The sequence below is a fragment of the Streptomyces sp. NPDC006602 genome (assembly GCF_042870385.1).
GTDB lineage: Bacteria > Actinomycetota > Actinomycetes > Streptomycetales > Streptomycetaceae > Streptomyces.
Genome location: NZ_JBIAHG010000001.1, coordinates 645083 through 666311, shown reverse-complemented (window position 1 = coordinate 666311; position 21229 = coordinate 645083). Strand labels below are relative to the sequence as shown.

Here is a 21229-nt window from a genome sequence, read left to right as displayed (position 1 = left end):
CCGTGCCGTTGTCCTTGTCGAAGGCGAGTGCTTGGACCGCTCGGACGGAGGTGCGACACGTGACACGTGTACTGCGTGCCGTCCGCCTCCACACCCGGCCCCATATCGACCTGCAGCGCGTGGCCGGCTCCCTCTGTAGCTCCTGACCCCGTTTCCCCAGCCGCCGCGCGCCCCGATTCCCGCGGGCCGGCGATCTCGTACGGACCTCCAGGAAGGCACCCTCGTGTCCTCAACTCCCGCTTCCCACCTGCACCTCGCCGTCGCCCTCGACGGCACCGGCTGGCACCCCGCCTCCTGGCGCGAGCAGGTCGCCCGCCCCCGGGACCTGTTCACCGCCGGCTACTGGGCCGACCTGGTCGCCGAGGCCGAGCGCGGCCTGCTCGACTTCGTCACCTTCGAGGACGGACTCGGCCTGCAGTCCTCGCACTACGGTGAGCTCGACGGCCGCACCGACCAGGTCCGCGGCCGTCTCGACGCCGTACTGACCGCCTCCCGCATCGCCCCGCTCACCCGGCACATCGGCCTGGTGCCGACCGTGATCGCCACCCACACGGAGCCGTTCCACATCTCCAAGGCGATCGCCACCCTCGACTACGTCAGCACCGGCCGCGCCGGCCTGCGGGTGCAGATCTCCGCCCGACCGCACGAGGCCGACCACTTCGGCCGCCGCACCTTCCCGCCGCTGAGCCTGGAGGAGCTGCGGACGCCGGCCGGACAGGAGCGGCTGACCGACCTCTTCGACGAGGCCGCCGACCACGTCGAGGTCGTGCGCCGACTCTGGGACAGCTGGGAGGACGACGCCGAGATCCGGGACGTCGCCACCGGCCGCTTCGTCGACCGCGACAAGCTGCACTACATCGACTTCGAGGGCAGGCACTTCAGTGTCAAGGGCCCCTCCATCACCCCGCGTCCGCCGCAGGGACAGCCGCTGGTCACCTCCCTCGCCCACCAGACCGTCCCCTACCGGCTGGTGGCCCGCCAGGCCGACGTCGGCTACGTCACCCCGCAGGACGCCGCGCATGCCCGCGCGATCGTCGCCGAGATCCGCGCCGAGCAGGAGGCGGCCGGGCGGGCCGGTGAACTCCTGCACGTCTTCGGTGACTTGGTGGTCTTCCTGGACGACGAGCAGGCCGCCGCGGAGGACCGACGTGCACGCCTCGACGCCCTCGCGGGGGAGCCGTACACCAGTGATGCCCGCATCTTCGCCGGTACGCCCGCCCAACTGGCCGATCTACTTCAGGAGTTGGCGGCGGAAGGCCTGAGCGGCTTCCGGCTGCGGCCCGCCGTCGCCGGACATGACCTGCCCGTCATCACGCGGGGCCTGGTCCCCGAGCTCCAGCGTCGGGGCCTCTTCCGCACCGCCTACGAGGCCGACACGCTCCGCGGCCTGCTGGGTCTGCCGCGCCCCGCCAACCGCTACGCCGCTGCCACCGCCTGAGCCGGAAGGACCCGTACCGACATGACCAGCAAGCCGCTGAAGCAGATCCATCTGGCCGCGCACTTCCCGGGCGTCAACAACACCACCGTGTGGAGCGACCCGAAGGCCGGCAGCCACATCGAGTTCAGTTCCTTCGCGCACTTCGCGCGGACCGCCGAACGCGCCAAGTTCGACTTCCTGTTCCTCGCCGAGGGCCTGCGCCTGCGTGAACAGGGCGGGGAGATCTACGACTTGGACGTCGTCGGCCGCCCCGACACCTTCACCGTCCTCGCCGCGCTCGCCGCCGTCACCGAGCACCTCGGCCTGACCGGCACCATCAACTCCACCTTCAACGAGCCCTACGAGGTGGCCCGCCAGTTCGCCAGCCTCGACCACCTCTCCGGCGGCCGCTCCGCCTGGAACGTCGTCACCTCCTGGGACGCCTTCACCGGTGAGAACTTCCGACGCGGCGGCTTCCTCCCGCAGCAGGAGCGCTACTCCCGCGCCAAGGAGTTCCTGGCCACCACGAACGAACTCTTCGACTCCTGGCACGGCGACGAGATCGTCGCCGACCAGGCCACGGGCGTCTTCCTGCGGGACGCGAAGGCCGGCTCCTTCGTCCACAGGGGTCAACACTTCGACATCCACGGCCAGTTCAACGTCCCGCGCTCCCCGCAGGGCCGCCCGGTGATCTTCCAGGCAGGCGACTCCGAGGAGGGCCGCGAGTTCGCCGCCTCATCCGCCGACGCCATCTTCAGCCGCCACGCCACCCTGACCGACGGCCAGGCGTTCTACACGGACGTCAAGAACCGCCTCGCCAAATACGGCCGCCGCCACGACCAGTTGCTGATCCTGCCCGCCGCCTCCTTCGCACTCGCCGACACCGATGCCGAGGCCGAGGAACTCGCCAGGGAGGTGCGCCGCCAGCAGGTCAGCGGCGCCACCGCCATCAAGCACCTGGAGTTCGTCTGGAACCGGGACCTGTCCTCCTACGACCCGGAGGGCCCGCTGCCCGACATCGACCCCGACACCGGCGACAACCACATCTCCAAGGGCCGCGCCCAGGTGCGCATGTACCGCGACCCGATCGCCACCGCCCGCGAGTGGCGCGAGCTGGCCGCCGCCAACAACTGGTCCATCCGCGACCTGGTCATCAACACCGGCAACCGGCAGACCTTCGTCGGTTCACCGACGACCATCGCCAAGACCGTCAACGACTACGTCCAGGCCGATGCCTCCGACGGCTTCATCCTCGTCCCGCACATCACCCCCACCGGCCTCGACGCCTTCGCCGACAAGGTCGTCCCGCTGCTCCAGGAACGGGGCGTCTACCGCACCGACTACGAGGGCCCCACCCTCCGCCACCACCTGGGCCTGGCCCACCCGGACCAGGTGGCCGACGATGAGCGGGCGGCGTCGTGAAATTCCTCGCCATCACGCTCATCGTGCACCACCCGGACACCATCACCGGGGTGCAGAAGTCCACCCACGACCGATTCCGCGAGGTCCTCGACAACGCCCTGCTGGCCGAGGAGTTGGGCTTCGACGGCTTCGGCGTGGGGGAGCGGCACGAGCGGCCGTTCATCTCCTCGTCCCCGACCGTCGTACTCAGCCATGTGGCCGCCCTGACGAAGCGGATCCGCCTGTTCACGGCCGTCACGACGCTCAGCCTCCTGGACCCGGTCCGGGCATACGAGGACTACGCCACCCTCGACCACCTGTCCAACGGTCGCCTCGACCTGATCATCGGCAAGGGCAACGGTGCCGCCCAGCGCGACCTGTTCCATGTCACGCCCGAGGACCAGTGGGACCGCAACGCCGAGAGCTACGAGGTCTTCCGGAAGATCTGGCGCCAGGACAAGGTCACCGCCGACACCCGCTTCCGTCCCCCGCTGACCGACGCCGAGGTGTGGCCACGGCCGTACCAGCGGCCGATCCGGGTCTGGCACGGCAGCGCCACCAGCAAGGAGTCGGTCGACCTGGCCGCCCGCTACGGCGACCCGCTGTTCTCGGCGAATGTCACCAACCCCATCGAACCGTACGCCGAGTTGATCCGCTACTACCGGGAGCGCTGGGAATACCACGGCCACGACCCGGCACGGATCGCGGTCGGCGCCGGCACGGCCGGCATCTACGTGGCCCGGACCTCCCAGCAGGCCCTTGCCACCTATCGGCCGATCTTCGAGGCCAACCGAGCCTTCTTCAAACAGGCGGGCCTCCCCGTGGTCTTCGAGACCCTGGAGGACTTCGTCGAACGCAGCTCCGCCCTGATCGGCAGCCCGCAACAGGTCATCGACAAGGTGCACCGCTACCACGAACAGTTCGGGCACACCGTGCTCCACCTGCATGCCGACGCGAGCGGGCTGACGGACTCCCAGCACCGTGCCTCCCTCGAGCTGTTCCAGTCCGAGGTCGCCCCCGTGCTGCGTCGGGAGATCCCGGATCCGCCGTTCGCCTGGGGCCCCGTGCTTACTGCGCCACCGATCACTCAGGAGTCCGCCCGTGTCTGACATCTCCCTCGGCGTCCTCGACCTGGCCCCGATCCCGTCCGGCTCGACGGCAGCCGATGCCCTGCGCAACTCCATCGACCTCGCCCAGCAGGCAGAGCGCTTCGGGTATGCCCGCTACTGGTTCGCAGAGCACCACCTCAATCCCGGCGTGGCCGGCACGTCACCCGCCGTCGTCCTGGCTCTGACCGCATCCGCCACCTCCACCATCCGGCTCGGATCCGGGGCCGTACAGCTCGGGCACCGCACGGCGTTGTCCACCGTGGAGGAGTTCGGCCTGCTCGACGCGCTGCACCCGGGCCGCTTCGATCTGGGACTGGGCCGCTCGGGCGGCCGCCCGCCGGGACAGCCGACCGCACCGTTGCCGACGGCGACCCCGGTCGTCGACGGCCGTACCCCGAACGGCCTGCTGATCCCACCCCGCTTCTCCTTCGAGCACCTGCTCGGCTCACCCCGCATCGCGCTGCAACGCAGGCTGCTCCTGCTGCCGGGCGCCGAGTCACAGGACTACGCCGAGCAGATCGGCGACATCCTCGCTCTGCTGGCCGGTACCTACCGCTCCCCGGAAGGCGTCGAGGCGCACGTCGTGCCGGGAGAGGGCGCCGACGTGGAAGTGTGGATCCTGGGCAGCAGCGGTGGGCAGAGTGCCGAGGTCGCGGGCGGGAACGGCCTGCGGTTCGCGGCGAACTACCACGTCAGCCCGGCCACGGTCCTGGAGGCGGTGGAGGGCTACCGGGCCTTCTTCCAGCCCTCCGACTCGCTCGACAAGCCGTACGTCAGCGTCTCGGCGGACGTCGTCGTCGCCGAGGACGACGCCACCGCCCGCGAACTCGCCACCGGCTACGGCCTGTGGGTGCGCAGCATCCGCACCGCCGAGGGCGCCATCCAGTTCCCGACGCCGCAGGAAGCGCGTGCCCACAAGTGGACCGAAGAGGACCGCGCCCTCGTCCAGGACCGGCTCGACACCCAGTTCGTCGGCTCGCCGGGCCGGGTGGCCGACCAGCTCGAAAGGCTCCAGGAGGCGACGGGCGCGGACGAGTTGCTCATCACGACGATCACCCACGACCACACGGACCGGGTCCGCTCGTACGAACTGCTCGCGGAGGAATGGCGCCGACGGGGTCACTCCTTGCAGCCGAGCTGATGCTCGGCGTCCCGATGACGAGGTGCTTGAATCGCCGACACACGCGCAGTACTTCGGCAAGCCGGTGCTGCCCCTGGTGCGCGAACTGGAGAAGCAGGAAGCCGAGTCAGAGCCCGTCACCGCCCACGCCTGATCGCCCGCACACGAAACGACGAACCGAAAGGTCCTCGCATGGCCACCGTCCTGTCCGTCTCCGGAAGCCCCTCCGCCACCTCACGCACCGCTCGGCTGCTGCGCCACCTGGATGAGCGGCTCATCGCGCAGGGGCACGAGGTGATCCCGCTGGACGTTCGTACGCTCCCCGCCGAGGCGCTGCTCGGGGCCGACTTCGGGCACCCGGCGATCGTCCGCGCCACTGCCCTGTTCGAGCAGGCGGACGGGGTGATGATCGGTACCCCCGTCTACAAGGCCGCCTACTCCGGTCTGCTGAAGTCGCTGCTCGACCTGCTGCCGCAGTACGCCCTGGCGGGCAAGACGGTCCTCCCTCTGGCCACCGGAGGCAGCACCGCCCACGTCCTGGCCATCGACTACGCCCTGCGCCCGGTCCTTGCCTCCATGGGCCCTGCGCACATCACGCCGGGCTGGTTCACGCTCGACAAGGACATCACGGTGGGCGAGGACGGCACGCTGACCGTCGCGCCGGGCTCGGCCGAGGCTCTGGCGCAGGTCACGGACCAGTTCTCCGCGGCGCTGGGTGGCCGTACGACGCTGCTGGCGGCGGCCGGATGAGCGTCGCGCACGTCATCGCGGACGACGCCGAGGCCCTTGCCGTCGCCGCCGAGTTGGCCGCCGGCTCCCCCACGCGGAGCTGGAGCGGCTGTCCTCCTCCGGGCTGCTCGCCGTGACCGTGCCCGCCGAGTTCGGCGGCGCGGACATCCGTGCGGACACGCTCGCCGAGATCTTCCGGCTGCCGGCCGCCGCCGACGCCGGCCTCGCCCAGATCCCGCAGAGCACCTCGCCTACGCCACCATCCCAGGCACCTTCGCCGACTTCGTTGACCTCGCCGTCCCAGAAGCGCGCAGCCGCGGCAGGTTCCCGGCCCCGTCCGGCGGCGCCACGCTCCGCGAGCACCTCCACGGCCCGGGACCACCCTGCCGCCCGCCATCGCGAACTCGCCATCCGGGAGCGTGAATCAGCCGGAGCGCACCCGTATCCCTAGTTTTCCTATCGAATTACTAGGGAAGTGTTGACGGTGGTCGAAGAGGAGAGTGAGGATGATGAAGCCGACGCCTCACCGCGCACCGCTGCACTCCCACGCCGCCTCGCCGGGCACCGCGTCGTCCTCGGTCCCCTGAAGGAAGACGCCATGACAACAGCACTGAGGTGCAGTGACAGCCGCAGTCGCATGCGGGTCCGGATATGACGGTGACGGCGGACGAGGTGACCGACGCGGGAGCCGGGCGGGTCGACTGGCTGCACATAGCCCGTGAGATGGCGGACGACCTGTCGACGGACGCGGTCGAGCGCGAACAGGCCGGCAAAGCACCGCTCGACGAGGTCGCACGGCTGCGCGAGTCGGGGCTGCTGACATTGTTGGCACCGGCCGAGCAGGGGGGAGGGGGCGCGGACTGGCGCACGGCCTACGCGGTCGTCCGGACCGTCGCCGCGGCCGACGGGGCCATCGGCCACCTGCTGGGCCACCACTACTTCCTGTCTTTCAGCGCCCGTTTTTTCGCCGGCCCTGCAAGTGCCGCCCGTGTCGAGCAGGAGTCGACGGAGGGGCAGTGGTGCTGGGGAGGCGGTATCGCCTCACACGAACCGCCGCTCATCCTGACCCCCGCGGCGAACGGCTATCTGCTGAACGGCTACCAGAGGTACGCCACCGGCGTCGGGATCGCCGACCGGCTCGTGGTCCGAGCCGCCAGGTACGGCACCGGTGAGCCGCTGGCCGTCCTCGTCGACCCCACCCACCCGGGTGTCGTGAGCGGCAGCAGCGGGGACACCTTCGGCCAGCGGCTGGCAGCCGGTGGCGCCGTGGAGTTCGACTCCGTGCCGATCGCGGCGGACGACGTGTTCGGCTCGCTCTCGCCGGACGAGGGCGTCCTGTCACCCTTCGCCTCTCTTGCCGCGCCGACCGCGCGTCTGGTCTCCGCCGAGTTCTGTCTCGGCATCGCCGAGGGACTGCTGGCCGAGGTCCACGAGCACGGAAGGGCCGCGCGGTCGCCCTGGCAGCCCTTCTCGCCCCAGCCCTGGCCGGGTAGCTCCCCGCAGGATCCGTACGCGCTGACCGTGTACGGCGAACTCGCCGTCGTCGCACGTGCCGCGTCCGCCCTCGCCGACCAGGCGGTGGATGCCCTGTTGCGCGGCCTCGCGCAGGGCAAGGATCTCGACGACGAGGAGTGCGCGGAGATCGCCGTCCTCGCGAGCGTGGCCGAAGCCGCAGCCTCCCGGGCCGCGCAGGAGATCACCACCCGTGCCCTGGACGTCGTCGGCGTCGACGCCGCTTCCACGCGGCACGGCTTCGACCGCTTCTGGCGCAACGCCCGGACCCACACCCTGCGCGAACCAGCCGCCCACAGACTGCGCGAGATCGGGGACTACTTCCTCAACGGTGCGCACCCGCCCTTCACCCTTCCCGCCTGACGGCGCAGCCGGTGACGGGCGGACACGGCAGTGATGGATAATCGCGGCATGCGGATCTCGGCGCGGGCGGACTATGCGGTGCGGGCGGCACTGGAGCTGGCCGCGGCAGGGAACGAGGCCTCGCTCAAGGCCGAGGCAATCGCCGCGGCGCAGGGGATCCCGCACAAATTCCTGGAGGGTATCCTCGGCGACCTGCGCCGGGGCGGTCTCGTGGTCAGCCAGCGGGGCGGAAAGGGCGGCTACCGGCTCGCCCGCCCGGCGGACTCGATCGCCATCGCGGACGTCATCCGTGTGGCGGACGGCCCCCTGGTATCGGTGCGGGGGGTGCGCCCACCCGAGCTCTCCTACGGTGGTCCCGCGGAGTCCCTGCTGCCGCTGTGGATCGCGGTACGCGCCAATGTTCGCAAGATCCTCGGCGAGGTCACCCTGGCCCACGTGGCCGCGGCCAAGCTGCCTGACGAGGTCCTGAGCCTCGCGGAGGACCCCGAGGCCTGGACGAATCCCTGACCGGCGTCCGGTCAACAAACAGATCTCCGAGACGGACAAGCTCATCGAGGGGTTTCGCGAGCGTGAACTGCCCGACATCGTCCTGAGCATCCCGGGCATCGGTACCGTGTTCGGTGCGGAGTTCCTCGCCGCTGTCGGCGGCAGCCTGGACGAGTTGGACTCCCCGGACGCCCTGGCGGGCCTTCGCCGGCGTCGCGCCCGCCCCACGCGACTCGGGCAACATCAACGGCAGACTCCACCGGCCGATCAGCCAGCACCCCAGACTCCAGCGCGTCCCATACGGGACGCCTCCTGGCCGCACGGTAGGTCGCGGTCACAGCGCCCGCGCCGCATAGGCCCTGACGTCCGCATCCGCGTCCGTCGTCGCGGTGGCCAGGGCGGCTCGGGCGTCCTCGACGGCACGGTGACGGGTCAGGGCCAGTACGGCTGCCTTGCGGACGTCGGCGTTCAGGTCGGTGAGGGCCTTGGCGAGGGCCGGCACGGCCAGGTCGGAGTCTGCGGCGGACAGAGCGGTGGCGGCGCCGGCCCGTGCCTGCCAGGCCAGGTCGGACAAGGCTGCCTCGGCGCGTGTGGCCAGGGCTGCCGGGCAGCCCGTCGTGCCGAGAGCCTCGTAGGCGGCCCCACGCACCAGGGCGTCGGGATCGTCGACGAGCGCGGCGAGGGCCGAGCGGGCCATGTCCGAGCCTGTGCCCAGGGTGGCCAGGGCCTTGGCGATCCTGACGCGGACCTCGCGGGACGGATCGACGGCCGCCGCGCGGGCCACCTCCGCGGCGGCGTCGACCGACACGAGCGCGCGCACGGCCGCGATGCGTACAGCGATGTCGGAGTCGGACAGCGAGTGCGCGAACAACTCGGCGTCACCAAGCCGCAGGGCGCGCAGCACCTCCAGTGCGGCGGCACGGACGGCGGGGTCCGCCGCGGACAGGGCGGCGGCGAGACCGTCGCGCAGGGCCGGTTCCGGCGGCAGCGTCTCGACCAGTTCGCGCAGTGAGGCGACTGCGGCGGCGCGGACGCCGGCGTCGGGATCGGCGAGCGCCGAGGCCAGTGCCGGGCCGGTGCCCGGCGGCACGGTCTCCGTCAGGACCGTGACGGCCGTCCGGCGCACGCTGGGGTCGGGGTCCGTCAAGTAGGCGGCGAGCACGGACAGATCAGGCTCGTCCTCGACGAGGGAGAGGAGTTCGAGCAGGCGAGGCGAGGCCGGCGCGTCCGCGTCGACACGGGGGTGGGCGGCTGTGTCGGCCACGGCGGGTACCCGCCGCAACGCCACCGGCGCCGCTTCCCGGGCCCCCGCCGTCGCCACCTGTTCCGGGTGGACCCCGCCGAGGCGCCGGGCGGAGCCGCCGGCCGGGGTGAAGCCGTCGACCGGGACCAGATAGGGAGCCACGGGACGGGCCGTGAACTTCATCGCGCCAGAAGGGGACTTGTACAGGTCCAGGTGGTGGAACCAGGAGGCGTCGTCGCGACGCGGATGGTCGATGCGGTCGTGATAAAGGCCCCAGCGGGACTCGGTGCGGGCCAGCGATGCGCGTGCGGCCATCTCCGCGCAGTCGCGGATGAAGGTGACCTCGGCGCAGCGCATGAGTTCGTGCGGTGTGCGGGCGCCCATCGCGGCGATGTCAGTGTGCATCCGCTCGAAGGCCTCCAGGGCGAGGGAGAGACGGGCGCCGGACTTCGGCGGCGCCACGTAGTCATTCACGAAGCGGCGCAGTTTGTACTCGACCTGGGTCTGCGGCGGGCCGTCCGGGTTGCGCAGCGGGCGGTAGATCAGTTCGTGCGCCTCGCGGAGCTGGTCGGCGGGCAACTTCCCTTCGTACGGCGAGTACTGGGCCGCGTCCGCGCCGGCCAGGTCGCCGAAGACGAACGCGCCGATCATGTAGTTGTGCGGAACGCAGGCCAGGTCCCCGGCCGCGTACAGCCGGGGGACGGTCGTACGGGCGTGGTCGTCGACCCGTACACCCGAGGCCGAGTGGCCGCCGCACAGGCCGATCTCGGAGATGTGCATCTCGACGTCATGGGTGCGGTAGTCGTGGCCGCGGCCGGCGTGGAAGGTCCCCCGGGTGGGTCGCTCCGTGGAGTGCAGGATCGACTCCAGGGCGGAGATCGACTCCTCGGGGAGGTGGCTGAGCTTCAGGTACACCGGCCCCCGGTCGGAGGCGACCTCCGCCGCGAACTCGGCCATCATCTGGCCCGACCAGTAGTCGGAGTCGACGAAGCGTTCGCCGTGCCGGTTGACCTGGTAGCCGCCGAAGGGGTTGGCGACATAGGCGCAGGCAGGGCCGTTGTAGTCCTTGATCAGCGGGTTGATCTGGAAGCACTCGATGCCGGTGAGCTCGGCTCCCGCGTGGTAGGCCATGGCGTAGCCGTCGCCCGCGTTGGTCGGGTTCTCGTAGGTGCCGTAGAGGTAGCCGGAGGCGGGCAGGCCGAGTCGGCCGCAGGCACCGGTCGCCAAGATCACGGCGCCCGCGCGGATGGTGACGAAAGCGCCCGTGCGCGTGTGAAGGCCCACCGCTCCGACGGCCCGCCCTTCCGTCGTCAGCACCCGCACCGGCATCACCCGGTTCTCGATCCGGATCCGCTCTCGCATCTCGCGTCGCCGCAGCTGCCGGTAGAGGACCTTCTTGACGTCCTTGCCCTCCGGCATCGGCAGCACATACGACCCCGAGCGGTGGACCTGGCGGACCGCGTAGTCGCCGTGCTCGTCCTTCTCGAACTTCACGCCGTAGGACTCCAGCCGCTGCACCATGGCGAATCCGCGGGTGGCGGTCTGGCGGACGGTGGACTGGTCGACGATGCCGTCGTTGGCGCGGGTGATCTCGGCGACGTAGTCGTCGGGCTCGGCGCGGCCGGGGATGACCGCGTTGTTGACGCCGTCCATGCCCATGGCGAGCGCGCCGGAGTGCCGGACGTGGGCCTTCTCCAGGAGGAGCACGTTCGCGCCGTGCTCGGCGGCAGTGAGCGCAGCCATGGTGCCGGCGGTGCCACCGCCGACGACGAGGACGTCGCAGCGGAACTCCTCGGCGTCGGTGAGGGCCGGGATCTGCAAGGGGGTGTCCACCGGGGTGCCTTTCAAGAACCGAGTGACGTAAGGACTTCGCGCCGCAGGGCGACGCGCGCCGGATCGTCGTGCGCGGCGCGGTCGCGCGGGCACGGTACGTCTCGTACGGCGATGAGGCGGCCGGAGCCGAGCAGGGCCACCCGGTCGCCGAGGAACAAGGCCTCGTCCACATCGTGGGTGACGAAGACGACGGTCGCGCCCGTGCCCTGCAGCACCTCCACCAGCAGGTCCTGCATGCCGGCGCGGGTCTGGGCGTCGAGGGCGCCGAACGGCTCGTCCATCAGGACCGCGTGGGGCGCTCCCGCGAGGGCGCGGGCCAGCTGGGCACGCTGACGCTGCCCGCCGGAAACGCGGTGCGGCAACTGCCGGGCCTGTTCGGTGAGTCCGACCCGGGCCAGCCACGCCTCCGCCTGCGTGCGGCGTTCCGAGCGCGGCAACCCGCGTATGGCCAGTGGGAGTTCCACGTTGGCACGCAGGGCGCGCCAGGGCAGGAGGGCGTCCTCCTGGAAGACCAGGGCGCGGTCGGCGGACGGGCCGGCCAGGAACCGCCCGTCCTGGCTGATCTCTCCGGCGAGCGGGGGCAACAGGCCCGCCAGGGTGCGCAGCAGGGTCGACTTGCCGCAGCCGGACGGACCGACGACGGTGAGGATCTCGCCCGGCGCGATGTCCAGGTCGACACCAGCGAGGACAGGGGCGTCGGGGCGGCCGAGCGTGGCGGCGTGGAGGGTGAGCCGGGTGCCGCGCACGGGGGACGGCGCCCGGTCCACCGTACGGAGGTCGGGCCTGGTGTCAGACGAGGTGCTCATCGCGTGCCTCCTCGGCATCGGAGGGCTGGTCGGTGCGTGCGGCGGTGAGGGCCGGCCGGGCGGGCGTGAGCGCGCGCGGTGCCGCCGGCCGGGCTCCGGGGACGTACGACGTACGCGGCAGCCACCGGGTCAGGCGTCGGCCCAGGAGTTCCACCGCGGTGGAGGTGAGCCAGCCGAGGACGCCGATCGTGACCATGCCGACGAAGACACCGGGGTAGTTGACGATCGTGTAGTCCTGCCAGGTGCGGTAGCCGACGCCGTACTGGCCGGAGATCATCTCGGCGGAGATCACACAGATCCACGAGACGCCGATGCCGACCGACAGCCCGCTGAAGATGCCGGGCAGTGCGCCCGGCAGGACGACCGAGCCGAGAATCCGCCACCGGCCGCCGCCCATCGTGAGCACGGCCTCCTCCCACACGGGGGTCAGCGCGCGGACGGCGTGACGGGTGGAGACCAGGACCGGGAAGAAGGCGGCGGTGAAGGTGATGAAGACGATGCCCTGTTCGTTGGAGGGGAAGAGGAGGATCGCGACGGGGACCAGGGCGATCGCCGGGATCGGGCGGACCACTTCCAGCAGCGGGCCCAGCAGGTCCTCGGCGAGACGGGAGCGGGCCACGAGCACGCCCACCGCTATGCCCAGCACCGCCGCCAGCAGGAAGCCGGTGATGATGCGGGTCAGGCTGTCGGTGAGGTCCGTCCAGTAGTCCGCCCCGGAGAGGCGGTCGGCGAAGGCGTGGGTCACGTCGGTGACCGTGGGGAACTGCGAGAAGCGCAGCCACAGGTCGACGTCCAGGCCGGTCAGGAGCTGCCAGAGGCCGAGGGCTGCCGCGACGGCGGCCACCCGCAGCGCATACCGGCCGATCGGCGGGAGCGGCCGCCGGTAGCGGCCCGCTCGCGGCGCGGGCCGGCTCACGCGGCACGCTCCAGGGCGTCGGCATACGTGATGACCCGGGCGCCGCCGTGCGCGGATACGTACGCCTGCGCGGTCGCCGGGGCGACGAACGGCAGGAGCTCGCCGCCGTCGGCCACCCACACCGCCTTGTCGGCGAACCACAGGGTTCCGGTAGTGGCGTCGGGGACGTAGGCGGCGCGGATGCGGTCGCGGTGGGCGGCCACGTACCTCAGGAGCTCCGCCGGGGACTTGAAGGCCTCGGTCTCCTGGGCGCCCTTCGGCCACGCCTCGCTCGCGGCCGCCGGGGGAGCAGCGGCGAACTGCTTCGCGTACGACGCCCCGAGGGCCCCCTTCACGTACTTGTCGTCGACGAAGGAGTCCACGTCCACATCGCCGGTCAGCTTCGCCGCCTTCAGGACCGACACGTCCTGCTTGAGGGCGGAGACGAGCTGCGGCTTGACGGCCGGGTCGAAGGTGGAGATGCCGTGCGCGCCGTTGTAGAGGTAGACGACCTCGGGGGGCAGGCCGGTGGCCTTGGCGACCTTCTCGGCAGCGGTCACGGGATGGGCGTTGAGATAGTCGGTGGCCTGCGCCTGGGCCTTCAGGAAGGCCTCCAGCACGGCCGGGCTCTTCTTCGCGAAGTCCTCGCGGGCGGTGACGCCGTGGAAGGTGGGCAGGTTCAGCTGGGCGCCGTCGTACAGGGCCTTCGCCTTGCCCTGGAAGGCGAGCAGCCCGGGCCAGGCGACGAACTGCGAGAGCGCGTCCGTGCTGCCCGCGACCAGGGCCGACGCGCCCACGGCGGGCTGCTGGTTGAGCTTCTCGATGCCGTCGTTCGGGTCGATGCCGGCGCGCTGCAGGGCCCGTACGAGGGTGCCGTCGGCGGCGGAGCCGACGCTCGTGGAGACCTTCTTGCCCTTCAGGTCCGTCAGGGAGGTGAGCTTGGAGTCGGGGGCGGTGACAATGGTGTTGAGGCCGCCGCGGAGGTTGTAGCCGGTGACGGAGACCAGGTGGGTGGGGCGGTTCAGCTGCTTGCCGCGGGCGGCGTTGATGAGCAGCGGGAAGTCGCCCATCGAGCCGATGTCGATCTTCCCGGCGGTCATCTGGGCGGTGATGGGGGCGCCGGTGGCGTAGTCCTGCCAGTCGACCTTGTACGTCTTGCCGTCGTGGAGGGAGTTCAGCTGCTTCTCGAAGTAGCCGAGCGAGCGCAGGAGCGTCCCCGCGGTGACCGTGTTGATGGTCTTGGACTGATAGCCGACGGTGACGGTGACCGTGGCGCCGTCACCCGCCTCGGCGCTGCCGCCGCAGGCGGTCAGGGGAAGGAGGAGCAGGGCAGCGGATACGGCAAGTGCGATGGGTTTCATGGGAGTTCGGGGCCTTTCACCGGAGCAGGTAGGGCATGTTGACCGTGACGGCTCCGGTGGGACAGCGGGCCGCGCACGGGCCGCAGTACCAGCACTCGTCGACGTGCATGTAGGCCTTGCCGCTGCTGTCGTCGATGGCGAGGGAGTCCAGCGGGCACATGTCCACGCAGAGCGTGCAGCCGTCGATGCACTTCGACTCGTCGATGGTCACGGGCACGTCGGCCCGCTGGGGCGCCAAGGGCATGGCTGTCTCCAGGAATGTGCGCGAGCGGGGGTGTTTACAGGGACCGGTGCAGCAGACCGCTCATCGAGATGCGGTCGCCGCGGAAGCGGATGAACTCCAGGTCGACGGGTCGGCCGTCGGCGAGGTACGTGAGACGTTCCAGCATCAGGACGGCCGCACCGCGCGGTGCCTGCAGTACGGCGGCGGAGTGGGCGTCCGCGTTCACCGCCTCCAGGCTGATCTCGGCGTGGCCGAGAGGTCGGCCGGTGAGGGACTCCAGGAGACGGAAGATGTCGGTGTTCTCCAGGTCCTCGCCGAGCAGGGCGGTGCCGATGTCGAGAGGGATGTACGTCAGGTCGAGGGACAGGGGCAGGCCGTTCAGCCGGCGCAGACGTTCGATGTAGAGGACGTCGGTGCCGGGTGGGAGGTGCAGGCGGTCGGCCACCGGGGCCGGGGCGGGGACGGGGCCCACGGTGCGGACCTCGTTGGTGACATGGCCGTGTTCGCGCAGGGTTTCCGCGAGACCCATCAGGCGGTCGAGTCCGTGGGGGTACTTCTGGGCCACGACGACCGTGCCGACGCCGGGGAGGCGTTCGACCAGGCCCTCGGCGCGCAGGAGGTCGAGGGCCTGGCGAACGGTGTTGCGGGAGGCGCTGTAGTCCGTGGCGAGGGTCGTCTCGTGAGGAAGCGCGCCGTCCGGGAACCCCCCGGCCAGGAGCTGGTGGCGGAGCAGGTCGGCGAGCTGGCGTGCCCGGTCCGCACGCAGCCGCCGCCGCGCACGGTGGGCGGCGACGGTGGTCGCGCCCTGGCCGGCGTGGTCTCGGATGCGGTCGGTGGGTGACATGTTTCGGACCATACCTATCCAGTAGGGAAAGGGGTGTTGCTGGAGTGTTGCGCCACCTGACACATGACCAGATATTCGCCTGAACTGGGGTTTCGTCGGACGGACGGGAAGATCTGCCAGCGCCGGGGACTACGGCCCACGAGAACCGACGAGGCGCTCGGCGCGAGATTTCGCAAGGCTGACTCTCCCCACGCGCCCCAACGCGGGCCGGGCCCGCCTCCTCCGCACACGACAGCACCGGCTCCGCTGTGAGGCGATGACGCCTCTGCGGGCCGGTGCCGTGTGCGTGTGCGCCGGTGGCTGACGGCATCGGGCGCGCATCCCGTATCGATCGGGATCCGTTCGTTCAGCGGGTGACCAGCAGGCCGCGGCTGCGCAGCACCCACCGCTCAAGCGGGCTGAAGATCAGCAGATCGATGGCGATACCGACGAGCAGGATCAGGAAGATGGCCAGGAACACCTGCGGCATGCTGGAGTTGTTCCGCCCGTTCTCCAGCAACTGGCCCAGGCCGACGCCCAGATCGGGCGAGGAGGCGATGATCTCGGCGGCCATCAGGGACCGCCAGGAGAACGCCCAGCCCTGCTTCAGCCCGGCCAGATAGCCGGGCAGCGCCCCCGGCATCACGATGTGCCAGGCCCCGCGCAACCCGGTCGCGCCCATCGTCCGGCCGGCCCGCAGGAACAGCGGCGGGATCTGGTCGATGCCCGCGACCAGGCCGTTGGCGATGGACGGGACCGCGCCGAGCAGGATCACGGCGTACATCATCGAGTCGTTCAGGCCCAGCCAGATCACCGCGGGCGGCACCCAGGCCACCGACGGCAGCGACTGCAGGCCGGACAGGATGGGGCCGATGGCCGCCCGGACGAACGCCACCCGGGCGACCAGCAGGCCGAGCGGCGTACCGATGGCGAGCGCCAGCAGGAAGCCGAGCAGACCACGCGAGACGGATGTCCAGATGTAGTCGAGCAAAGTGCCCTGGACCCAGGCATCGCGCACCTCGCCCCACACGTCGGAGGGCGCGGGCAGCTTGTAGTCGGGGGCGACGTTCGCCCACACCAACAACTGCCAGATGACCAGCACCAGTGCCACGGCGGTGACGGGGGGCAGGACCTTGCGCATCAGGGTCTCGCGCAGCGGCGTACGGCCGGACTGCACCGAGTCCAGGGCGTCGAGGCCGGCTTCCAGTCCTGCCAGACCGTAAGCGTCCCGGGTCTGCTCAGCCACCGTGGAGCCGTCCTCCTCGGTGTCGACGCCGGTGTCAGTGCTGGCCATGGCGGCGGATCTCCCCACGCAGTTCTTCGGTGATCTCGACGGACAGCTCGGCGACCGCGCTGTCCTCGATGCGACGTGGCTGCGGAATGCCGACGGTCCACTCACGGGCGATGCGGCCCGGGCGGGAGGACAGCAGCACCACCCGCTGGGCCAGCCGTACCGCCTCGCGCACGTTGTGCGTCACGAACAGCACCGACAGTCCCGTCTCACTCCAGATGCGGGTCAGCTCGTCGTGCAGGACGTCACGGGTGATGGCGTCCAGCGCGGCGAACGGCTCGTCCATCAGCAGCAGTCGGCTGTCCTGGGCCAGCGCCCGGGCCAGCGCGACCCGCTGGCGCATACCGCCCGACAGCTCATGCACCCGCTTGCGGTGGGCGCCCTGCAGCCGTACGAGTTCCAGCAGCCGTTCCGCCTCCGCGCGGCGCTCCGGCCCCGCGACTCCGCGCAGCTTCAGGGCGAGTTCGATGTTCTTGCCCGCGGTCAGCCATGGGAAGAGGGCGTGTTCCTGGAACATCAGGGCGGGCCGTCCGTCCGTGGCGATCGTGCCGGTGGACGGCTGGTCCAGTGCCGCGACCAGGTTGAGCAGCGTGGACTTGCCGCAGCCGGAGGCTCCCAGGAGGGTGACGAACTCGCCCGGTGCGACGTCGAGCGTGATGTCGTCCAGCACGAGCTGCCGTCCGCCGGGTGTGCCCGGTGCGGGGAAGGACTTCGAGACGTGCTCGATACGGGCGGCGTACGTCACCGCCGTGGCGTCCTCGGCAGCCTTGGCAATCGTGGTGGCCATGGTCGTCACCTCCTGGGGACTCATCGGGTCCGGTTCCTGGTTACTCGGCGCCGAGACCGGCGTTGTCGACCTCGCTCTTGCCTTCGGCCTTGAGGACCTTGTTGAGGAGCGTGAGGTCGTAGATGCCCTTCAGGTCGGGCTTGTCCAGCAGACCGGCCTTGACCGCGTGCTGCGCCTCGGTGTTGAGGGTGGGGGCCAGCGGGTCGTCGAGGAAGGTGACGGACTTCCAGGCGGGGTCGATGACGTCGGCGGGCAGCGCCTTGCCGGACAGCTTTTCCAGCGCCTTGTTGGCGGAGGCCTTCGCCTCGTCCGGGTTGGCGTTGATCCACGCGTTGGTCTTCACCGAGCCGCGCAACACGGCCTCGACGACGTCGGGGTGCTCCTTGAGGAACTTCTGCGACACGATGATGTTCGTGATCACGAACTTCTTGTCGGGCCACAGCGTCGACTCGTCGAGCAGCACCTCGCCGCCCTCGGCGACCAGCTTGGACGCGGTCGGCTCCGGCACCCACGCGCCGTCGATGGAGCCGGACTTGTAGGCGTCCGGGGTGACCTTGTTGTCGGTGCGGACGACGGAGACGTCACCCTTGCCGCTTTCGGCGTCGACCTTCCAGCCCTGGTCCGCGATCCAGTTGAGGAACGCCACGTCCTGGGTGTTGCCGAGCTGAGGCGTGGCGATCTTCTTGCCCTTGACGTCCTTCAGGGACTTGATCTTCTTCGGGTTGACGACGAGCTTGACGCCGCCGGAGGCGGAACCGCCGATGATGCGCAGGTTCTTGCCGTTCGACTTGGTGTAGCCGTTGATGGAGGGGGAGGGGCCGATCCAGCCGATGTCGATGGACCCGGCGTTCAGCGCCTCGATCTCGGAGGGGCCGGCGTTGAAGGTCGAGGCCTTGATCGTGGTGCCGCCGAGCTCCTTCTGGAACAGGCCCTCCTGGACACCCACCAGAGCGGTGGCGTGCGTGAGGTTGGGGAAGTAGCCGATCTTCACTTCGTCGGCGGAGAGCTTCTTGGCGCCCGCCGCGGCCGCCGGGGTCTGCTTGCCGTCATCGGTGGAATTGGAGCCGTAGCCGCAGGCGGTGAGCAGGAGGGGGAGCGCGGCTATGACGGCGAGGGTGCGCAGGGTGGTGAGCGGTCTTGCGGCAGACACGGAGGTGTCCTCTCAGGGAAGAAGGGGTGATCGAAGCGGTGTGGAACGGCGTGCCGAGGTCTCAGACCGGACGACAGATAGCGCTGGACGTACGGCCGAAGTCGATGTGACGACGCGAGGTCAGCACGGGCAGCACCCGGTCCGCACAGCAGAGCGCACCCACGGCCACCCCTCGATCCCTAGTTTTCCTACCTGGCTGCTAGGGATCGTGACAGAAGGCGGCATCCACCCCAAGAGGGCGTTCACATGATGGACGCGACTGTCTCAATCCTCGGGATCAGTGGCGATTTGCCCAGCGTGTCAGCGGTTTTCGCAGGCAGTCGGGATCTCTCACGCTGCTGCCTCCAGGCTCACACGTCCGCCGAGCGCGGCGAGGAACTGATCGGCGACCCGCTCGAGTGCCTCCCGTGCGGCGGGCTCTACGACGACACCACCCGAGAGGGCTTTGTCCTGGTTGAGGATGTGGTGTGGGTCGAAGGCCGCCTTGATGCGGTGCTGCAGGGCGGGCTGCTCGGGGCCGAGTTCCTGGGCGGACCGGCTCCGTTTGAGCGTGCCCACCCCGTGCTTTCCGGTGAGGGTGCCACCCAGGCGCAGCGCGGAGGTGAAGATGTCGCCGGCCGCTTGCCAGGCCGCGTCCGGGACTCGTCCTCGACGAGGGCCGGATAGTCCAGGAGGGCACCTGCACCACCCTCCTCTCCGACCCCGACGGCCTCTTCGCCCGCCTGGCCGGTCCGCAGCTGTCCTGGCAGGCCCTATCGCTCCCCCCTCGCCACTGACAAGATCGGAGCCGCCCAATGTCCCGACGCGCCAAGCCACTTGAAACAAGGAGCAGAGATGGCCACCCCCACCAGCGCCCTCAAGAACACCAACGTCCTCCTTCCCGCCCTCTACGGGGTCCTCGTCGTCCTGACCGCCGTGTTCGCCTCCGGCACCGTCACCACGATCGTGGCCGTAGCGGGCGCCGTCCTCCTGGGCGCCTACTACGCCACGACGTCCCGCAGAACCAACCGCTGACAGCAAACGGACTGGGGTGGGAAACCCGTCGAAGTGCCGACCGCCCTGCTCCGGGGCGCGAACCACGGCTCCTCGACGGGGTGGACGGTGCGCAGGGAGGGACGGTGGACGTGCCTTCTCAGCCGGCTCTCGGGCCTTCTTCAGCCGGGCATGCCGCTCGCTGGGCGTCACCGACGTCTGCTGTTGAGCTGAAGCAGCCGGCCGAGTCACGTCCGGAGGAATGGAGATCCGCAGGAATCGACGTGACGATCAGACCTGCGGATCCACTGAACGCAACAGTTCGAGGAGCCCCTGCGCGGGGAGTAACTGGGCATCGGTGATGGGGTCGGGGCTGAAGTGCGTCAGGTCGTTGCGGAAGTAGCCGCGCCCCCGCCCCGGAGCAGCGCCGCGCAGTGCTCCGGCGGACCCGGCGCCCGGATGCCGGGCGACCGCCTCCCGCACGTGCCCACGGCCGCCTGGCGCGCCCGAGGATGTCGCCCGGCGCTGGGGCCTCGGCGGGGTGCCTCGCCCGCACACAGGTTCTCGTTACCGCAGCCCGATCTCCGCGCAGTCCGCCGCGTACTCCGGCGTGCAGATGTCCTTGACGGTGTAGACGCCGTCCTGGATCACCGTGTCCTTGATGTTGTCCTTCGTGACGGCGACCACCTGGACCAGGTTGGACCGGATGTCCTTCTCCGTCGGGCTGGCGACGGTGTCGGGGGTCAGCGCGTCGAATTCGAGGGAGCGGCCCTGGACCTTGGACACGGCCAGCTCCGCGGCGTTGTCCGCCTCCAGGAGGAACGGCTTGTAGACGGTCATGTACTGCTCGCCGGCGACGATCCGTTGCAGTGCGGCCAGATCCGCGTCCTGTCCGGTCACCGGTGGGATCTTGCTCGCTCCGGCCTCCTTCAGCGCGTCGATGACGGCACCCGCCATCCCGTCGTTGGCCGAGTAGACGGCGGCTATGTTGTCGAGCCCGACGGCCTGGATCGCCTTCGCCATGTTCGCCTTGGCGACCGACGGCAGCCACTCCCTGGTGTCGTACTGCTTGGCGATGATGACGTTGCCGTCCAACTCGCTGTGCGCGCCCTGCTTGAAGAGTGCCGTGTTCGGGTCGGCGAGGGAGCCGTTCATCATGACGATCTTGCTGGTCTTGGACTTGTCGCCGAGTGCCTGGACGATGGCGCGGCCCTGCACCTGGCCGACGAGCTCGTTGTCGTGCGAGACGTACGCGTCGATCGGCCCCTGAGCGAGCCGGTCGTAGGCGATGACGGGGATGTCCGCGTCCTTGGCCTTCTGGACGTCGGACGCGATCGCTTTGGCGTCGACCGCGTCCACCAGGATCACGTCCACCTTGGCGTCGATCATCTCCTGGAACTGTTGGCTCTGCTTGGCCGCGCTCGCACCGGCGTTGGCGTAGCGGACCGTGCCCTTCTTCTTGGTGAGGGCGGCAACCCGTTCCTTGATGAGGGGGTAGTCGAACTTCTCGAAGCGTCTCGTGTCCTTGTCGGGCAGGAGCAGACCCACCGTGATGTCCTCGCCCTTGTGCGGGCTCACGGAGCTGCTGCTGCCGGCGATGTCCTCGATGGTGCCGCACGCGGCGAGCAACAGGGCCGACATGGAAGCGGCCACGACAACGGGGAAACGACGCGCGGCGGAGCGGAGGATGGGTGAAGCGTTCACTGCA

Annotated in this window: 21 protein-coding genes and 2 pseudogenes; 11 read left to right on the top strand and 12 right to left on the bottom strand. The window is 70.3% G+C overall.

Going from position 1 to position 21229, the window contains the following annotated elements:
- Positions 1-2 precede the first annotated feature (2 nt).
- The 10 genes and pseudogenes from ACFYO2_RS03060 to ACFYO2_RS03015 all read left to right on the top strand — a co-directional run.
- A complete protein-coding gene (locus tag ACFYO2_RS03060; RefSeq protein WP_388343183.1) occupies positions 3-146 on the top strand; it encodes a putative leader peptide in 144 nt (47 codons plus the stop codon).
- A 77-nt stretch (positions 147-223) separates the two neighbouring features.
- The gene (locus ACFYO2_RS03055) at positions 224-1438 is read left to right on the top strand and encodes an LLM class flavin-dependent oxidoreductase (protein WP_388343180.1); all 1215 of its coding nucleotides are present in this window, start codon (positions 224-226) and stop codon (positions 1436-1438) included.
- 21 nt (positions 1439-1459) lie between these two features.
- On the top strand, positions 1460-2839 hold the full coding sequence (locus ACFYO2_RS03050; RefSeq protein ID WP_388343177.1) for an NtaA/DmoA family FMN-dependent monooxygenase: 1380 nt from the start codon (positions 1460-1462) through the stop codon (positions 2837-2839).
- The gene (locus ACFYO2_RS03045) at positions 2836-3927 is read left to right on the top strand and encodes an LLM class flavin-dependent oxidoreductase (RefSeq protein WP_388343174.1); all 1092 of its coding nucleotides are present in this window, start codon (positions 2836-2838) and stop codon (positions 3925-3927) included. Before ACFYO2_RS03050 ends, ACFYO2_RS03045 begins: the two co-directional genes overlap by 4 nt.
- A complete protein-coding gene (locus ACFYO2_RS03040; protein ID WP_388343171.1) occupies positions 3920-5068 on the top strand; it encodes an LLM class flavin-dependent oxidoreductase in 1149 nt (382 codons plus the stop codon). The genes ACFYO2_RS03045 and ACFYO2_RS03040 overlap by 8 nt, the downstream gene beginning before the upstream one ends.
- 171 nt (positions 5069-5239) lie before the next feature.
- Positions 5240-5797 (top strand): NADPH-dependent FMN reductase, encoded by a 558-nt coding sequence (gene ssuE / locus ACFYO2_RS03035; protein ID WP_388343168.1) that lies wholly within the window; start codon positions 5240-5242, stop codon positions 5795-5797.
- Positions 5794-6020: pseudogene (locus ACFYO2_RS03030) on the top strand (acyl-CoA dehydrogenase family protein); the annotation flags it as partial. The gene ssuE and the pseudogene ACFYO2_RS03030, both read left to right, overlap by 4 nt.
- Before the next feature lie 407 nt (positions 6021-6427).
- Positions 6428-7651: an acyl-CoA dehydrogenase family protein gene (locus tag ACFYO2_RS03025; RefSeq protein WP_388343165.1), complete on the top strand. Its 1224-nt coding sequence runs from the start codon at positions 6428-6430 to the stop codon at positions 7649-7651.
- A 48-nt stretch (positions 7652-7699) separates the two neighbouring features.
- Positions 7700-8158: an RrF2 family transcriptional regulator gene (locus ACFYO2_RS03020; RefSeq protein ID WP_388343162.1), complete on the top strand. Its 459-nt coding sequence runs from the start codon at positions 7700-7702 to the stop codon at positions 8156-8158.
- A gap of 10 nt (positions 8159-8168) precedes the next feature.
- Positions 8169-8439: pseudogene (locus ACFYO2_RS03015) on the top strand (transposase); the annotation flags it as partial.
- A gap of 32 nt (positions 8440-8471) precedes the next feature.
- On the opposite strand, the gene ACFYO2_RS03010 reads toward ACFYO2_RS03015, so the two are convergent.
- From ACFYO2_RS03010 to ACFYO2_RS02965, 10 genes are all read right to left on the bottom strand, one after another.
- The gene (locus tag ACFYO2_RS03010) at positions 8472-11213 is read right to left on the bottom strand and encodes a fumarate reductase/succinate dehydrogenase flavoprotein subunit (RefSeq protein ID WP_388343160.1); all 2742 of its coding nucleotides are present in this window, start codon (positions 11211-11213) and stop codon (positions 8472-8474) included.
- A gap of 11 nt (positions 11214-11224) precedes the next feature.
- The gene (locus ACFYO2_RS03005; protein WP_388343158.1) at positions 11225-12019 is read right to left on the bottom strand and encodes an ABC transporter ATP-binding protein; all 795 of its coding nucleotides are present in this window, start codon (positions 12017-12019) and stop codon (positions 11225-11227) included.
- Positions 12003-12935: an ABC transporter permease gene (locus ACFYO2_RS03000; RefSeq protein WP_388343155.1), complete on the bottom strand. Its 933-nt coding sequence runs from the start codon at positions 12933-12935 to the stop codon at positions 12003-12005. The genes ACFYO2_RS03005 and ACFYO2_RS03000 overlap by 17 nt, the downstream gene beginning before the upstream one ends.
- Positions 12932-14275, bottom strand: coding sequence for an ABC transporter substrate-binding protein (locus ACFYO2_RS02995; protein WP_388343152.1), 1344 nt, complete (start codon positions 14273-14275; stop codon positions 12932-12934). Before ACFYO2_RS02995 ends, ACFYO2_RS03000 begins: the two co-directional genes overlap by 4 nt.
- 16 nt (positions 14276-14291) lie before the next feature.
- The gene (locus ACFYO2_RS02990) at positions 14292-14519 is read right to left on the bottom strand and encodes a ferredoxin family protein (RefSeq protein WP_016437651.1); all 228 of its coding nucleotides are present in this window, start codon (positions 14517-14519) and stop codon (positions 14292-14294) included.
- Positions 14520-14553: 34 nt separating this feature from the next.
- Complete coding sequence (locus ACFYO2_RS02985; RefSeq protein ID WP_388343148.1) at positions 14554-15342, bottom strand: GntR family transcriptional regulator; 789 nt, start codon at positions 15340-15342, stop codon at positions 14554-14556.
- 346 nt (positions 15343-15688) lie between these two features.
- Positions 15689-16615 carry an ABC transporter permease gene (locus tag ACFYO2_RS02980; protein WP_388343145.1) on the bottom strand — a complete coding sequence of 309 codons (927 nt, stop codon included), beginning with the start codon at positions 16613-16615 and terminating at the stop codon, positions 15689-15691.
- On the bottom strand, positions 16602-17399 hold the full coding sequence (locus ACFYO2_RS02975; protein WP_388343142.1) for an ABC transporter ATP-binding protein: 798 nt from the start codon (positions 17397-17399) through the stop codon (positions 16602-16604). The genes ACFYO2_RS02980 and ACFYO2_RS02975 overlap by 14 nt, the downstream gene beginning before the upstream one ends.
- Positions 17400-17439: 40 nt before the next feature.
- Complete coding sequence (locus ACFYO2_RS02970) at positions 17440-18549, bottom strand: aliphatic sulfonate ABC transporter substrate-binding protein (RefSeq protein ID WP_388343140.1); 1110 nt, start codon at positions 18547-18549, stop codon at positions 17440-17442.
- Between the two features lie 330 nt (positions 18550-18879).
- On the bottom strand, positions 18880-19365 hold the full coding sequence (locus ACFYO2_RS02965; protein ID WP_388343137.1) for an FAD-linked oxidase C-terminal domain-containing protein: 486 nt from the start codon (positions 19363-19365) through the stop codon (positions 18880-18882).
- An 18-nt stretch (positions 19366-19383) separates the two neighbouring features.
- Between ACFYO2_RS02965 and ACFYO2_RS02960 the strand changes: the two genes are divergently transcribed.
- On the top strand, positions 19384-19563 hold the full coding sequence (locus ACFYO2_RS02960; RefSeq protein ID WP_388343135.1) for a hypothetical protein: 180 nt from the start codon (positions 19384-19386) through the stop codon (positions 19561-19563).
- Between the two features lie 249 nt (positions 19564-19812).
- Here ACFYO2_RS02960 and ACFYO2_RS02955 read toward each other — a convergent pair whose 3' ends face one another.
- The gene (locus ACFYO2_RS02955) at positions 19813-20004 is read right to left on the bottom strand and encodes a hypothetical protein (protein WP_388343132.1); all 192 of its coding nucleotides are present in this window, start codon (positions 20002-20004) and stop codon (positions 19813-19815) included.
- Between the two features lie 84 nt (positions 20005-20088).
- Complete coding sequence (locus tag ACFYO2_RS02950; RefSeq protein ID WP_388343964.1) at positions 20089-21162, bottom strand: sugar ABC transporter substrate-binding protein; 1074 nt, start codon at positions 21160-21162, stop codon at positions 20089-20091.
- Between the last annotated feature and the right edge of the window lie 67 nt (positions 21163-21229).

Excerpts from the sequence above, each read along its gene's own strand:
- ACFYO2_RS02950 (WP_388343964.1), bottom strand. The coding sequence starts at position 21,162 with ATGTCGGCCCTGTTGCTCGCCGCGTGCGGCACCATCGAGGACATCGCC.
- ACFYO2_RS03020 (WP_388343162.1), top strand. The coding sequence starts at position 7,700 with ATGCGGATCTCGGCGCGGGCGGACTATGCGGTGCGGGCGGCACTGGAG.
- ACFYO2_RS03025 (WP_388343165.1), top strand. The coding sequence starts at position 6,428 with ATGACGGTGACGGCGGACGAGGTGACCGACGCGGGAGCCGGGCGGGTC.
- ACFYO2_RS02960 (WP_388343135.1), top strand. The coding sequence starts at position 19,384 with ATGGCCACCCCCACCAGCGCCCTCAAGAACACCAACGTCCTCCTTCCC.
- ACFYO2_RS02975 (WP_388343142.1), bottom strand. The coding sequence starts at position 17,399 with ATGGCCACCACGATTGCCAAGGCTGCCGAGGACGCCACGGCGGTGACG.
- ACFYO2_RS02990 (WP_016437651.1), bottom strand. The coding sequence starts at position 14,519 with ATGCCCTTGGCGCCCCAGCGGGCCGACGTGCCCGTGACCATCGACGAG.
- ssuE (WP_388343168.1), top strand. The coding sequence starts at position 5,240 with ATGGCCACCGTCCTGTCCGTCTCCGGAAGCCCCTCCGCCACCTCACGC.
- ACFYO2_RS03050 (WP_388343177.1), top strand. The coding sequence starts at position 1,460 with ATGACCAGCAAGCCGCTGAAGCAGATCCATCTGGCCGCGCACTTCCCG.
- ACFYO2_RS02995 (WP_388343152.1), bottom strand. The coding sequence starts at position 14,275 with ATGAAACCCATCGCACTTGCCGTATCCGCTGCCCTGCTCCTCCTTCCC.
- ACFYO2_RS02985 (WP_388343148.1), bottom strand. The coding sequence starts at position 15,342 with ATGTCACCCACCGACCGCATCCGAGACCACGCCGGCCAGGGCGCGACC.
- ACFYO2_RS03005 (WP_388343158.1), bottom strand. The coding sequence starts at position 12,019 with ATGAGCACCTCGTCTGACACCAGGCCCGACCTCCGTACGGTGGACCGG.
- ACFYO2_RS02980 (WP_388343145.1), bottom strand. The coding sequence starts at position 16,615 with ATGGCCAGCACTGACACCGGCGTCGACACCGAGGAGGACGGCTCCACG.